Raw genomic sequence first — 14,455 nt, forward strand, 5'->3', positions numbered from 1 at the left:
GCGCCATGCGTGTCCTCGTCCTCGGCCCTCGATTCGCGGACGGCTTTGCCGACAACGTCGCCGAGACGCTCGTGGAGATGGGCCACGAGGTCCTGGGCGCGGAAGAGGTCGATCACGCCGCGTATTGGTCGGTCCCTCGCCGCGCGCTCCGCATGGTGGAAGAGCGGGTCTTCGGGGACGCGCCCTTGCCGCAGGACCGCAAGCTCCTCCGCTTCGTCAAGGATCGCCGCCCGGACGTCTTGCTCGCGCTCACGTGGGACGTGCACCCCGAGGTCCTCGACGCGCTCGGCCGCTTCGTCCCGGGCCGGCGGATTCTCTGGTGGGGCGACGCGCCCGCGAACAGCCGCAGGTTCGGGCTCGTGAATCCCTTTTGGGACAAAGTGTACGTCAAGGACCCGGACGCCGTGAAAAAGCTACGGCTCGCGGGCAAGGAGTGCGCGCTCCTGCACGAGGCGATGAACCCGCGCTGGCATCGGCCGCTCGCGAAGCAGACGAGCGACGCCGTGGTCGTCGCGGGGAACTATTATGCCTTCCGCCAGGCCGTCCTCATGCGCCTGCTCCGCGACGGCGCGCGGCTCGAACTTTATGGCGCCGAGCCGCCGCCCTGGTCGGCGAAGGAGATCCGCGCGAGTTTTTCCGGGAAATACGTCGTCCGCGAGGAGAAGAGCCGCGTGTTCGGGGCGGGGATGGCTTGCCTCAACACGTTCGCGCTGGCGGAGGGCAATTCGCTGAATTGCCGCGCGTTCGAGATCGCGGGCGCCGGCGGGCTCCAGCTCGTGGAGTTCCGGCCGACGTTGCTCCAGTGCTTCGAGCCAGGAAAAGAGGTGCTCGCGTTCGAAACGTACGAGGAGCTCCGGGGCCACCTCGAACACGCGCGCCGCTTCCCGGCCGACATGCTCGCGATCCGCGAGGCCGGCGCGCGCCGCGCCCTCGCCGAGCACACGTATCGGCACAGGCTCGAAACCATCCTCGCGGATTTCGCCTGACGTTTCCATGTCCCTCCGCGTCCTCCACGTCATTCCGAGCTTTTGGCCCGCGACGCGGTATGGCGGGCCGATCGAAGGCGTGCTGCGTCTTTGCCAGCGGCTCCTCGGCCTCGGCGTGACCGTCGAGGTCGTCACGACGGACGCCGACGGCACGGGCGATCTCGCCGTGCCCCACGCGGAACAGACGCTCGCCGAAGGCGTGCCCGTCCGGTATTTCCCGCGCAGGCCTCGCACGCGGTTTGCCGTCTCCGCGCCGCTCGCGCTCCACCTCGCGCGGGAGATCACGCGCTGGGATCTGGTCCATGTCACGGCCCTGTTCTCGTTTTCCTCGGCCGCGGCCATGGCCCTCGCGCGGCGCGCGGGTGTGCCCGCCGTCCTCTCGCCGCAGGGCACGCTCATGCCCTGGGCCATCGGCTCGAAGCGCTGGAAAAAGGCTCCCTATTTCGAGCTCGTCGAGCGAAAAAACATCCTCTCCGCCGCGGGCGTGCACGCGACGAGCGACGAGGAGACGCGCGAGATCCTCCGCCACGTCCCCGGCGCGCGTACCTTCGTCGTGCCCAATGGCGTCGACTTGCCCGACGTGCTCCCCGACGTGCCGCGCGAGAAGGCGCGAATCGTTTTTCTGGGCCGCATCCACCCGGTGAAGGGATTCGACGTGCTCGTCCCTGCCCTCGCCCGCGTCGCCGCCGTCCTGCCCGAGGTGGAGACCCTCGTCGCCGGCCCGGACGAGGACGGCGAACAAGCGCGCGTCGAGGCCCTCCTCGCCCGCGTCACGCCCCGGCCCCGCGTGCGGTTTCTCGGGCCTGTGTACGGGAAGGACAAACAGGAGCTCCTCGCGTCGGCGACGGTCCTCGTGTTGCCCTCGCACGGCGAGAACTTCGGCATCGTCGTGGCCGAGGCGCTCGCCGCGGGTACGCCCGTCGTCGTGAGCAAGGCTTGTCCCTGGAAGATCCTGGAAGAGCGCGGCGCGGGCGCCTGGGTCGAGAACACGCCCGAGCGTATTGCCGAGGCGCTGCTTTGGATGCTCGAAGACCCCGCGCGGGCCCGGCGCATGGGAGAAGCAGGTCGCGCCGTGGCCGCGGAATTCGGCTGGGACGCCATGGCAAAACAGATGCTCGGGGAGTACGAGGCCATCGCCCTGCGCGGGAGGCGGCCTTGAAGATCCTCGTCGTCTCCTCGGTCGGCGGTCACTTGACCGAGATCATGCAGCTCGCCCCGGTCCTCGCGGGCCACGAGGTCGTCCTCGTCCTCAACGACGAGGCCGCATTGCCAGATTTTCCGTTCGCCCGGGTGTACCGCATCGTGCACGCCGAGCGGGACGCGCGCGTGCTCTTCAACCTGCTCGAAGCCGCGCGCATCCTGCGCCACGAGGATCCCGACATCGTGCTCTCGACCGGCGCGGGCCCGGCGGTCCCGGTCGCGTTCGTGGCGCGGCTCGGCACGCGGGCGCGGATCGTGTTCGTCGAGACGGCCGCGGCGATCGTCCGCCCGACGCTCACAGGCCGGCTGATGGCGCCGCTCGCGCACCATTTCTTTTATCAATGGGACACGCTCGCGCGGTTCTTCCCGCGGGCCGAGAAGGCGAGCATTCATTTCGGATGAGGATCTTCGTCACCGTCGGCAATGCGCTCGTCCCCTTCGACCGGCTCCTCGGCTGGGTCGACGAGGCCACGTCGACGCTCCCCGTGCCCGTGGAAGGCCTCTGCCAGCACGGACCGAGCCGGGTTCGTCCGCGCGCGCTCACGCCACGCGAGAACCTCTCCCGCGCCGAATTCGAGCGCGAAATGAATCACGCTGACGTGGTCGTCTGCCACGCGGGCGTCGGCACGCTCTCCGATGCCCTCCGCCGCGGCCACCGCCCGATCGTCGCGCCGCGCCGCGCCGGGTTTGGGGAGATCGTGAACGACCACCAGCTCGAAATCGTCGCGGCCCTCGGGCATGAAGGGCGGATCGAGGTTGCCGAGGATGCCGAATCCCTCCGCGCAGCGCTCCTGCGTCATGCGCGGGGCGAGGCGCGGCGTGGTCCTCCGCGGGACGAGGATCCTGCGCGGCTCTTGCCCGTGGCGCGCGCGATCGCCGAAGGTCCGGCCCGCGAGCGCCCGCTGCTGCTCGGAAAACTCGCCATGAGCGCGCTCGCGGCGCTGGGTCCGCGGCTCGATCGGCTACGCGTGCGATGAAACCGCGCGCTTGCCCCCGCGCCGCGCTCCCGCTACGTTCGGCGGCGCGATGAGCATGACCCGCGAAAACGCGCGTTCCGCGTGCCGGATCTGCGGGGCGCGTGGAGCGCCGGAGGAGTCCTTCGAGGAGATCGCCTGTTTCCGCTGCGGCACCTGCGGCACCGTGCAATCGAACGTTCTGCCTACGGTGGAAGAGCTGGCAAACCATTACGCTGGTTTTTCGGAGAGCTACACAGCAGGCATGGGCGCCGAGCGGTTCGCCCGCGAGATGCCGAAGCGCCACGCCGCGAAGCTCGCGCTCGTGCGTCATCATCAGCCCCAAGGCCGCCTGCTCGACGTCGGCTGCGGGGAAGGCGGGTTCCTCTCACAAGCCCTCGAAGCCGGCTTCGACGCCGTCGGCTGCGATTACTCCGTGCGGAAAGAATATTCGCCCGGCGTCCAAGTTTTTCCCGGCAACCTCGACACCGAGGGGGGCTTGCCGTTCGAGGACGCGAGCTTCGATGTCGTCACGTCCTGGGCCGTGATCGAGCACGTGCGCGATCCACACGCGGCGATGCGCGAAGTGCGCCGTGTCCTCAAGCCGGGCGGTTTTTTCTTTTGCGACACGCCCCTCTGCGGCGACGCCTCGGAGCGCGACGTCGCGGCGCGCTCGCACTGGTTCTGCCCGCCCGAGCACATTCACGTGTTCTCGTACGGGTCGCTCTCGCGCCTCGTCTGGGCCGCGGGCCTCGACGTCGTGTATTCGACGCCCTCGTTCGAGCGCTCGGCGCCGAGGTACGTGGCGCGGCGCCTGCGAAACGTGCTCGTCGGCGTCGTCCTCGGGCGCGCGCTGCGCCATTTCGACCCGGGCGCGTGGGAGCGCCGGAGGCAGAGCGTGGTCACGCAGATCGGCGACATCCAGCTCCTCGTCGCGCAGAAGCCGCGGGGCTGACCGTGCCACCCGCTTGCCCCCCGACCGCGAGGCCGCTAGTTTCATCGGAGGTGCCGGCATGAGCCTCGATCCTCGAGCGAAATTCCGCGCGTTGACCCGGGTCTTCGACCCGATTTACCGGCCGTACCTCGACGCCGACGACGGCCCCGGCTCCTCGTACGTCCCCGAAGCCCACGAGCACTATCGCGCCGAGCTCGAAGCCGCGCTCGACCTGAACGACAACGCGAAGCTGCTGCTCGCCGGCCAGCCCGGATGCGGCAAGACCACGCTCCTGCTCAGCATCGCCCACCGGCTGCGGCGCGAGGGGCGGCTCGTCGCGTTCGTCGACCTCGAAGCGCAGACGGCCGTGCAGGACCTCGGCTCGCTCGAGATGTACCTCGCTGCCAAGGCCGAGCTCATCGCGGAGGCGAAAAAAGCGGGAATCGGCCTCTCGGAAAAGGCGACCGAGATGCTGCGCAGCGCCCTCGAACGCCTGCTCGGCTCGTCCGTCGCGCCCGACCTCGACGCCCTCGGCGCCGCGCTACGCCGGCTGCTCTCCACGGTGCGCGAGAGCAAGCTCCTGCGCGACGAGCTGCGGCGGCAAATCAAGGAATCGGGCTTCGAGCCAATCGACATGCTCGCCGGCCTGCTCGACGACCTCGAAGAGCACAGGCCCGTCGTGCTGCTCGACGGCCTCGACAAACTGCCGCCCGTGCAGGCGCGCGACGCGTTCCTCGGCGACGAGAAGAAGCCAATGGTCGAGGCGCCGGGCGCGGCGATTTTGACGATCCCGATTTCGCTGATCTACGAGCCCACGTTCAACGTCCTCTCCGAGAGGTACAACAACGCGGGTAGCGCGGTCCTGCCTGCCGTGCGTCTCTACGATCTCAACCCGCACACGAACACGCGGCGGCGCTCCGAGCAGGGCGTGAGCATCATGCGTCGCATCGTGGAGGCGCGCGTCGAGCCGATCGACGCGCGGATCGTGATGCCCGAGGCCGTCGAGCGCGCGATCGTGGGATCGGGCGGCAACATCCGCGAGCTCGCGCGGCTCGTGCAATCGAGCGTGGTGAAGGCGCACGTCCGCCGCGGCACGTTCATCGAGGAGCAGGACGTGACCGCCGCGATCGCCGACCAGCGCGAGTCGTTCCGCCGCGCGTACGATCCCCGCTTCTTGCCGGTGCTCGAAAAGGTGCGACGCGAGTTCCGGCTCGAAGGCCAGGGCGATGTGACGAAGCAGCTCCTCTACGGGCTCTGGGTGATCGAATATCGCAATGGCATCGCCTGGTATTCGCTGCCCGATCCCGTCGAGCAGCTCCTCCGGCAAATGGAGACCTGGGCCGGATGACGCCGGAAGCGCGCATGGAGGAACTCTCGGCGCGGCTCTCGCTGGCGCAGGGATCGCCGTCCCTGCTCGTCGTGGTGGCCGAATCCGATGCGACGCTCGACGAGGCGCGCGGCCTGCTCGTGGGCATTTTGCAGCGAGCGCCGATGCACATGGAGGACCTCGGCGCGTGTGACGTCGACATGGGCCCGGCGCGCTGGGTGGAGCTCACGCACGAGCGCGCGGCCGACGCCTACGTGCTCTCCGCGGCGCCGTGGGGCCCGTTCAGCGGCGGCGCATTCGCGGGCCTCCTGAACGCCGAGCGCGAGTTTTTGCGGCGGCTCGCGGGCCCCGTGCTGCTCGTCGTCTCCCGCGAGACGGAGCGAATCCTCCGGCAAAAGGCACCCGATTTCTTCACGTGGGCCGCGCGGACGTACGAGCTGCCCGCACCCGCGGAGCTCGTCGCGATGGCCCGAAGGCTCGGCGCCTTGCCCGAGCGCACGCCCGGGGTGCCCTCGGAAGAACCTCCCCTTCGATTCCTCCACCTCTCGGACCTCCATTTGAGGCCCCAGCGGGTGAAACGATACGACCAGGACCGCGTTCTCCGCGGCCTCATCGATTTCCTCGCGCAGGACCGCGCGCGTTTCCCGCTCGATCTGATTTTCGTGACGGGCGACCTCGCCCATAGCGGGAAGCCGGAAGAGTTCGCGCTCGTGGTCGACCTCTTCCAGCACCTCCTCGACGTGACGGGCGTCGCGCCGTCCCATTTCTTCGTCGTCCCCGGCAACCACGACGTCGACCGCGAGGTGGGCCGCTGGCTCCGGCGCACGCTCGACAAGGACGAGGAGGCGATTGCATTCTTCGAGGACGAGCACGCCCGACGGTTCCACATGCAAAAGCTCGAAGCGTATCGCGCGGCGCTCGCGCCGCTGCTCGGGCAAGACCGCGCGCTCGGGCTCGGCGTCGGCGCGCAGGCGGTGGAAGTCGTGACGGTGCGCGGGGTGCGGATCGCGGTTGCGTCGTTCAATTCAGCATTTTTCGCGCAGGGCGACGACGATCACGGAAAACTCTGGCTCGGCGAGCCGAATGTGGATCGCGCCGGTGACCGCATCGCCGACGAGGGCGCGCGGGCCGCGATCGCGCTCATGCACCACCCGTTCGAAGAGCTGCACGAGCTCGAGCGCGACATCATCGAGCACCGCTTCGAGCGCCTCTTCGACCTCGTGCTGCGCGGCCACATGCACCAGCCGAAGAGCCGCGGCATTGCCTCGCAGCGGGGCGGCTTCGTCGAGCTCGCGGCGCCGTCGGCCTACCAGGGCAGCCCGTGGCCCAATGGCTGCCTGCTCGGCGAGCTTCGGCCGCGCTCGGGCAAGGTGCGAATCACCCCGTACATGTACGCCTCGGGCGCGGATCCCTGGGTGCTCGATACCAAGGTTTTCCCCGACGACGCAAAGGACGGCTACGCGCACACGTTCGGCGTGGCCGAAAAGAAACGGACGCCGAGCACCTTGCGGAGGCATCTGGCCCGGGCGACGGAGGAGGCGGTGGAAGCCGCGCCGGAGGCCGTGCAAAGGCAGGTGGCGAAGGTGCTCGGCATCGAGGCACCGAGCAGCCGGATGTCGAAAGCGGTGGCGAAAAAGGTCGCGCGGGCCGCGGCTGCGAAGGTGGACGATCCGGCGCTGCTCGCGAATGTGGTGGACGAACGGCGCATGAGCACGGCGCTGAGCAAGACGGCTGCCGACGAACTCGAAGCGGAAGGGCCGACGCGGATTCCGCGATCGGATCCGCACTTCTTGGAGAAGGCGCTCGGGCGGGTGGCGGAGTTCATTCACCGCAAGGTCCGCGGCAAGGTGGCGAAGGACGCGGCCCGCGAGGAAATGCTCGTGCAGCTCATCGCCACGGCGCTGAGCCATGTGGTGGATGGGCCCGTATCCGTGGAGCGCTCGTTCCCTGAGGCGACGCGGCCGGACATTCTCATCGGGAATCCGAACGACGCCCCGGCGATCCGCTCGATCATCGAGGTGCATCTGTTACGGAGGATCGGGGATGCCCTGCCGAAGCAATTCGAGCAGATCGAGCGCTGCTTGAAGAGCGGCGAGGTCGCGCACGGCGCGCTCGTGGTGGTTCACACGGGCGAGGGGGACGAGGAGGCGCGCATCGAGCACGAGAAGACTCCGGCAGGGCGGGAGGTCCTCGTGTTGCATTTGTTCTGGTAGGAGCGCGCTCTTAGAACGAAAGCGCAAACCCGTCCGCCGTGGGCATGAACCGGACGTTGCTCTCGTCCTTCCGCGCCGATTTGTTCGGGCTCGACGAGCGCGTCGCCACGAAAACGATGCCGACGATCGTGAGCGGCAAACCCACGAGCATGGCCGTTCCGCCCGTCGAGATGAGCACGATGCCGAGCGGGTCCTTTCCCTTGTCCCGCACCCGATCGATGCCCCAGGCGAGGCTCGCAGTGCCCATCCCGAGCGTGACGGCGCCGCCGATCAGGAGCCCCACGCCCGACGAGCGCGTCTTCTTCTTCTTTTGCTTCGGTCGCCGCAGCCGCTCGAGATCGACCTCCACGGGGGCCGCGGAGACGGCGGGCATCTGCGGGACGTCGATCGTCACCGAAGCGCACGCGCAAAGCGAGAAGATGCCCCGCGAATCGCAGGTCTGCGTGCCCGGCCGCCCATCCTGGCACACGCAACGAGCCTGCGCGCCGGTCCTGCACATCTGCGGCGCCGCCGCGAGGAACGTGGGATCGTAGGTGAACGGCGCGGCAGGCGTCGAGGGCGAAGGCTCCTCCGCGCGCACGAACGACGTGAGCGTCAGGAGCGCCGCGACCATCAAGCAAATACCAAGCGATCTCGCCATGATGCCATTCCTCGGCGGAAATGCGATATCCCAAGGTACCACGAAGCGGACGGGCGGCGCAATCTCGCGCCGCGTCACGTGTGCTGGATCTGCGCGAAGCCGATCAGGAGACGAGCTCGGGCACCTCGAAGGCTCCGCGGTAGACCGCGTCCACCGAAAGCGAACAGCCGATCGATTCGAGGTCGATCGACCCGCTCTGCGCCTCGTGCAGAATCCAGGCGCCTCCGTCGGCCCGGCGGTACACCTCGATCTGCTTCGTCTTGTGCGAAACGAGAACGTATTCGCGGAGAGAGGGAATCCGCCGGTAATGCGTGAATTTCATGCCGCGGTCGTAGGCCTCTGTGCTCTCCGAAAGGACCTCCACGAGCACGATGGGATTCACGACGCCGTTCTTGTCCTCGGCATCCACCTGGAGCTGGCCGCAGACGACGCTGACGTCGGGGTACGTCGATAGGCCGGTCGCTTGGACCCGGATCCGAACGTCTGCGGGGTGCACACGGCAAGGGCGCCCCTCGAGCTGGTTGCCAAGCGCTCGGGCCACGTTTCCTGCGAGGAGCCCATGATTCGGCGTACCCCCGGCCATGTCGTAGATCTGTCCGTCCAGGAACTCGTGCTTCGTCTCGCTCCCCTCTTCGAGGGCCAGGTACTCGGCGAACGTGACCTTCAGCTTCCCCGCCGGCTCCGCCATGATGAAACCTCTCCCCTCAGCATAGCACGCCCGTCCCTTCGCCGTCAGCCCCCCTCCCCGCCCGGTTTTTCCAGCCAGAACGACCCGATTCCCAGCGCATCCATCTTCGTGCGCCGATAACAATCGATCGCCTCGTCCGGCGTGTGCACGATCGGCTCGTTTTCGTTGAACGACGTGTTGAGCAGGACCGGGATCCCCGTCTTCTCCTCGAAGACCCCGAGCAGGTCGTAATACAGCTCGTTGTCGGCCCGCCGCACCGTCTGCACGCGGCCCGTGCCGTCCTCGTGCGTGATCGCCGAGAGTTTGTCCTTCCATTCCGGGCGTACCTTGTAGACGATGATCATGAACGGCACCTCGTGATCCCCGCGGAAACAGGTGCTCAGCTTTTCGAGCCGAATGACGGGCGCGAACGGGCGGAAGGGCTCGCGGTTCTTGATGCGCGCGTTCAGCGTGGCCTTCATCCCCGGCCAGCCCGGATGGCACAAAATGCTCCGGTTGCCGAGTGCGCGCGGGCCCCATTCCTCGCGGCCCTGGAACCAGCCGACGATCTTGCCCTCGGAAAGCGCCTGCGCAGCCGCCGCGAGCAAGCCGTCCCGGCCGAGCTTCTTGAACGGGAGGCCCGCGTTCACGAGCGCCGTCTCGATTTCGTGGTCCTGGAAGCTCGTCCCCCAGTACGCATGCCGCACCTCGGGCGTCCGCACCTCGCCGTGCACGCCGTGCTTCACCCATAACGCCGCGCCCACGGCCGTGCCGTCGTCCGAGGCCGCGGGCTGGAAATAGGCCCGGTCGACCCAGCCCTCGGTGATCATGCGACCATTGCCCACCGAATTCAGCACCGACCCGCCCGCCATCGCCACGCTGCGCACACCCGTCCGCTCGACCGCGTCCCCCACGAGCGCGAGATAAATCTCCTCGAACCGCGTCTGCAACGACGCCGCGATGTCCCGCTCCCGATCCGTGATCGGCTCCCCGCGCCGCCGCGCAGGGCCGAAGAGCGAGGCCATCGCGTCCGACCAGAGCCGCGGGACCTGGATCTCCGCGCCCTCCACGGTCTCCATCCCCTCGCTCGTCTTGTGGTGCCGAAACCACGTCAAATCGAGCCGGATGCCCTGCTCTGGATGAAAACGCACGACACGCCGCATTTCCCTGGCGAATCGATTGACGCCGTACGCCGACAGACCCATCACCTTGTATTCCTCGCCGAACTTGTCGAAGCCGAGGAACTGGCAGATGGCCGTGTAAAACACGCCGAGCGAATGAGGCCAGAGGTTCTTTCGCAGGATCTCGATGCGATTGCCCTCGCAAAGGCCGATGAGGCTCGTCGCGAAATCCCCGGCGCCGTCGCAGGTGATCGTCGTAGCGCGGTCGAACGGGGACCAGTAATACGCGCTCGCCGCGTGGGCGAGGTGATGCTCGACCCGGTGGAATTTCGCCCGAATCGAGGCCTCCGGGACGCCGAGCGCCTCGGCCACGAGGTCCCCGCTCGTCGCGACCTCGCGGTGCACCGCGAGCCGCTTCACCGCGCTCGGGACGCCCGTGAACGGCCTCGACGCGATGAACGCGACCTTCGCCGCCACGTTCGCCCGCGGATCCCGCGCGACCGCGATGTCCGTGAGGTCCTGCGGCGTCGCCCCCGCGAGGCGCAGGACCTCGGCCACGGCGAGGCGCGGAAAACCTGCGCAGTGCTTTTTCCGGTTGATCCTCTCCTCGGCGATCGCCGCGACGATGCCCCCCTCACCGATGAGCGCCGCCGACGCATCCCCGTGGGCCGAATTGATGCCCAAGACCAGACGAGACATTCATTTCTCCGTTGCGCCCAGGCCGCGCGGAGGCGAAAGGTACCGACCCAAAGCGGGCAACGTCAAGCCGCCATGGCCCGCGCCCGCAGGATCCCTTCGCATGCGCGTCGTCGCCGTCAACCAATTTTATGCCCCCGACCACGCCGCCACCTCGCAGCTCCTCACGGAGCTCTGCGAGGACCTCGCCGCCGCGGGCGAAGACGTGACGGTCATTGCGAGCCGCGGCGGATACCTCGGCGGCGAAGCGCTCCCCGCCCGCGAGCACCTCCGCGGCGTCGACGTCGTCCGCCCCTACGCCACGCGCTTCGGCAAGGCCACGATGGCCGGCCGCCTCGCCGATTACCTGTCGTTCTGGGCCACGAGCGTGCTCGCCGCCGCCCTCGAAGCCAAACCCGACGTGCTGCTCGTGCTCACGACGCCGCCCATGATCGCCGCCGGCGGCGCGCTCGTCGCCCTCGCCCGCCGCCTGCCGCTCGTCACGTGGGTGCAGGACGTCTATCCGGAGGCGGCCATCCAGCTCGGTTACCTCGCGCCCCGCGGCCCGGCGTCGCTCGCGCTGCTCGGCCTCGGCCGCGCCACGCACCACGCCGCCGCCCGCATCGTCGCGCTCTCCGAAGGCATGGCCGACCGCCTCGTCGCGCAAGGCGCGCCCCGTGAGCGCATCCGCGTCCTGCCAAACTGGTCCGACGGCCGCCTCGTGTCGCCCCGCGGACGCGAGGACCATCCTTTCCGAAAAACCCACGGTTCGGACGGACGATTTCTGGCGATGTACAGCGGCAACCTCGGCATCGGGCACGACGTCCGGACCTTCGTCGAGGCCGCGCGACGCCTGAAAGACCGGCTGCCCGAGCTCCTCGTGCTCTTCATCGGCGACGGTGTGCGGCGCGCCGAGGCCGAGGCGCTCGCGAAGGGCCTCGAAAACGTGCGTTTCCTGCCGTATCAGCCTCACGACGCGATCGGCGAGAGTCTCTCGGCCGCGGACGTACATCTCGTCTCGCTACGCGAGGATCTCGAAGGGCTGCTCGTCCCGAGCAAGCTGTACGGCGCGCTCGCCGCGGGAAGGCCCGTGATCTATCTCGGACCGCCGCGTTGCGAAGTTGCCCGCGTGGTGCGCGAGCACGATCTCGGCTGGACCGGCCACCCCGGCGACGTCGAGGGCCTATGCCGCGCGCTCGAAGACGCGGTCACGCGCAGAACGTCCTGGGATGAAAAGGGCGCGCGGGCCCGCAGGATCTTCGACGAACACTACGATCGCCCCGTATCCTCAGCCCGCTTCCGCGCCCTGTTGGAGGAGGCGTCGAAAGAGCCACCGCCGCTCGCGCAGCGCGCTTGAATGTGGCAAGCCCACCGAACAACCAAGATCCAGCGATGATGGGAGGCATCGGATCATGAGGACCTACCTGGCGGCGTTCGCGTTCTCGGCGCTCGTCAGTGGGATCCTCACGCCGCTCGTGCGCCTCCTCGCGTTCCGTCTCGGCGCGGTCTCTCGGCCCGGCGGAAGGCACGTGCATCGCCACGAGACGCCCAGGCTCGGCGGCCTCGCGATTTTCGTGGGGTTCTTCGCGCCGCTCGTGGGCCTCTTTTTCGTCCAATCGGTGGTGGCGCAGGCGTTCACGCAGGACGTCCGCAAGGTCATCGGCCTCTTCGCGGGCGGCGCGATCCTCTGCGGCGTGGGGGCAATCGACGACACGCGTGGCCTCCGCGCGCTGCACAAGCTCTATGCGCAGGTCGTGGTGGCCGTGCTCGCGTTCGCCTGCGGATTCCGGATCGAGGCGATTTCCTTGCCCTTCGTGGGCGAGCTCTCGATGGGCATCTTCGCCCTGCCGGTCACGGTGCTCTGGATCGTGGGCATCGTGAATGCGGTGAACCTCATCGACGGGCTCGACGGGCTCGCCGCGGGTGTGGTGTTTTTCGCGGCCCTGACGAACTTCGTCGTCGCGTATCTGTCGTTCGGCACGCTGCCGGCGCTGTTCATGGCGACGATGATGGGCGCGATCATCGGGTTTCTTTTTTACAACTTCAACCCCGCGCGCATCTTCATGGGCGACTCGGGGAGTTATTTCCTCGGCTACGTGATCGCTGCGACGTCGCTCATCGGCGCGACGCAGAAGGCGTCGACCACGGTCTCGCTGCTCGTGCCGGTGGTGGCGCTCGGCGTGCCGATCTTCGACACGCTCTTCGCGATGGTGCGCCGCTGGCTCGAACGACGGCCGCTGTTCTCGCCGGATCGCGGGCACATCCATCACCGCCTGCTCGACATGGGCATCACGCACCGCCGCGCGGTGCTCATCATTTACGGCGTGAGCGTGCTGCTCACGGTGGCCGCAATCGGAATCTCGCTCGGCCGGAGCTGGCAGGTGGGGCTCGCGCTCGTGGCGAGCAGCGTGGTGTTCATCGGGCTCGTGCGCGCCGTGGGGTATTTCGAGCAGGTCCACGGGCGGAGGCGGCAAAAAGAGCGGCTCCGCTCGCGTGACAGCGAAGTCCTGCGGCGCCTCCTGCCGCGGCTCCCCGCGCGCTTCGAGGCGGCGCGATCCGAGGTCGACGTGCTCTCCGCGCTCGGGCTCTTCGCGCTCGAAGGACAGCTCGCCTACGTCGAGATTCTCCCTGTGGTCGGCGGCGAACCGACGGCGTATCGCTGGACGAACCCGACGGACGACGATCCCTACGGCCGGGACGTGGTGTCGGCGCGTTATCCGATCGGCCGGGACGACGCGGCGCGCGCGGAGCTGAAATTCGGCCTGCGCAGCGATTTCGGCGACGTCTCGCCGCAAACCGAGGTGCTCCTCCAGGTCGTGACGGACATGGTGGAGGCGAGCCTCACGCGCGTGAAGAGCCACCTCGCGCCGCGGGTGCTCGCGGAAGCGGCGGCGGCCGAAGCGCCAGCGCTGGAGGCAGCGTCGGGGACTTGAGCGTGCCGAGGAGAAGGCTTGACGGCCGCTTTCGGATCGCCAAGGCTGCCCCGCGGTGATTCTGCTTTATCATCATATCCTGCCCGAGGGCGACGCCGCAGGATTCTCCGCCGAGGATGGGCTCACGTTCCGGCACAGCCCCGAGGCGTTCCGATTTCACCTGGAGGAGCTCCAACGGCGAGGATATCGGTTCGGCTCGCTCGATCACCTCGTGCGTCAGCTCGACGACGGCATCGCGGAGGACGATCGGTCGGCGTTCGTGACGTTCGACGACGGCTGGCGAAACCAGTACGAGTACGCCTTGCCGATCCTGCGGGCGCTCGGGATCCCGGCGACGTTTTTCGTCACGACGGACCACCTGCGCCAGGGTGCTTCGTGCGCGAAGCGGATGGGGCCCGCGGAATTGCGGGCGCTCGTGGACGCCGGCATGACGATCGGCTCGCACACGCGGACGCACCCAGATCTCGCGCGCCTCGACGAACCACGCCTGGAGGACGAGCTCCGCGGGAGCCGGCAGGACCTCGAGGATTTGCTCGGCAAACCCGTCACATTGTTCGCCTATCCGGGCGGCTCGCTCTCCGCGCGCGTGGTCCGCGCCGTGCGCCGCGCCGGCTACGAGGCCGCATGTTGTAGTTTCGGACCGGCGCGGAACGACGCCACCTCGCTCTTCTGGATGTATCGCGACGTGATCAGCGCGTCGATGCGCAGCCCGCGGGATCGTTATCGTCTCTCGCCCCTCGCGCGGCAACTCCTCACGTTCCGCGTCGAACGCCGCTTGCGCGCGAGCCTGCACCGCCGCGCTTGAG

At 68.5% G+C, this 14,455-nt stretch carries 13 protein-coding genes; 10 read left to right on the forward strand and 3 right to left on the reverse strand.

Annotated features, from left to right (window positions below; all coding sequences use genetic code 11):
* Window positions 1-5: 5 nt before the first annotated feature.
* Genes POL67_RS44185 through POL67_RS44215 form a run of 7 tightly spaced genes read left to right on the forward strand, consistent with a single transcriptional unit; the run spans window position 6 to window position 7,613 of the window.
* Entirely contained in the window at window positions 6-986 is a 981-nt protein-coding gene (locus POL67_RS44185) for a CgeB family protein (RefSeq protein WP_271927335.1), read from the forward strand.
* 7 nt (window positions 987-993) lie between these two features.
* The gene (locus tag POL67_RS44190) at window positions 994-2,145 is read left to right on the forward strand and encodes a glycosyltransferase (RefSeq protein WP_271927336.1); all 1,152 of its coding nucleotides are present in this window, start codon (window positions 994-996) and stop codon (window positions 2,143-2,145) included.
* Window positions 2,142-2,588 carry a glycosyltransferase family protein gene (locus POL67_RS44195; protein ID WP_271927338.1) on the forward strand — a complete coding sequence of 149 codons (447 nt, stop codon included), beginning with the start codon at window positions 2,142-2,144 and terminating at the stop codon, window positions 2,586-2,588. The genes POL67_RS44190 and POL67_RS44195 overlap by 4 nt, the downstream gene beginning before the upstream one ends.
* Window positions 2,585-3,163 carry a glycosyltransferase gene (locus POL67_RS44200; protein WP_271927340.1) on the forward strand — a complete coding sequence of 193 codons (579 nt, stop codon included), beginning with the start codon at window positions 2,585-2,587 and terminating at the stop codon, window positions 3,161-3,163. The genes POL67_RS44195 and POL67_RS44200 overlap by 4 nt, the downstream gene beginning before the upstream one ends.
* A gap of 49 nt (window positions 3,164-3,212) precedes the next feature.
* Complete coding sequence (locus POL67_RS44205) at window positions 3,213-4,094, forward strand: class I SAM-dependent methyltransferase (RefSeq protein ID WP_271927341.1); 882 nt, start codon at window positions 3,213-3,215, stop codon at window positions 4,092-4,094.
* Window positions 4,095-4,152: 58 nt separating this feature from the next.
* A complete protein-coding gene (locus tag POL67_RS44210; protein WP_271927342.1) occupies window positions 4,153-5,421 on the forward strand; it encodes an ATP-binding protein in 1,269 nt (422 codons plus the stop codon).
* Window positions 5,418-7,613, forward strand: a complete 2,196-nt coding sequence (locus POL67_RS44215; protein ID WP_271927343.1) for a metallophosphoesterase family protein — start codon at window positions 5,418-5,420, stop codon at window positions 7,611-7,613. Before POL67_RS44210 ends, POL67_RS44215 begins: the two co-directional genes overlap by 4 nt.
* A gap of 10 nt (window positions 7,614-7,623) precedes the next feature.
* Here the strand turns inward: POL67_RS44215 and POL67_RS44220 are convergent, their stop codons facing one another.
* From POL67_RS44220 to POL67_RS44230, 3 genes are all read right to left on the reverse strand, one after another.
* On the reverse strand, window positions 7,624-8,253 hold the full coding sequence (locus POL67_RS44220; RefSeq protein WP_271927345.1) for a hypothetical protein: 630 nt from the start codon (window positions 8,251-8,253) through the stop codon (window positions 7,624-7,626).
* A 103-nt stretch (window positions 8,254-8,356) separates the two neighbouring features.
* Window positions 8,357-8,941 (reverse strand): Uma2 family endonuclease, encoded by a 585-nt coding sequence (locus POL67_RS44225; protein WP_271927347.1) that lies wholly within the window; start codon window positions 8,939-8,941, stop codon window positions 8,357-8,359.
* Between the two features lie 44 nt (window positions 8,942-8,985).
* On the reverse strand, window positions 8,986-10,740 hold the full coding sequence (locus tag POL67_RS44230) for a carbamoyltransferase family protein (RefSeq protein WP_271927348.1): 1,755 nt from the start codon (window positions 10,738-10,740) through the stop codon (window positions 8,986-8,988).
* A 100-nt stretch (window positions 10,741-10,840) separates the two neighbouring features.
* On the opposite strand from POL67_RS44230, the gene POL67_RS44235 reads away from it, so the two are divergent.
* Genes POL67_RS44235 through POL67_RS44245 form a run of 3 tightly spaced genes read left to right on the forward strand, consistent with a single transcriptional unit; the run spans window position 10,841 to window position 14,454 of the window.
* The gene (locus POL67_RS44235; RefSeq protein WP_271927349.1) at window positions 10,841-12,073 is read left to right on the forward strand and encodes a glycosyltransferase family 4 protein; all 1,233 of its coding nucleotides are present in this window, start codon (window positions 10,841-10,843) and stop codon (window positions 12,071-12,073) included.
* Window positions 12,074-12,128: 55 nt separating this feature from the next.
* Entirely contained in the window at window positions 12,129-13,649 is a 1,521-nt protein-coding gene (locus POL67_RS44240) for a glycosyltransferase family 4 protein (RefSeq protein ID WP_271927351.1), read from the forward strand.
* A gap of 55 nt (window positions 13,650-13,704) precedes the next feature.
* On the forward strand, window positions 13,705-14,454 hold the full coding sequence (locus POL67_RS44245) for a polysaccharide deacetylase family protein (RefSeq protein ID WP_271927352.1): 750 nt from the start codon (window positions 13,705-13,707) through the stop codon (window positions 14,452-14,454).
* The last annotated feature ends 1 nt before the right edge of the window (window position 14,455 follow it).

The sequence above is a fragment of the Polyangium mundeleinium genome, from assembly GCF_028369105.1.
GTDB lineage: Bacteria > Myxococcota_A > Polyangia > Polyangiales > Polyangiaceae > Polyangium > Polyangium mundeleinium.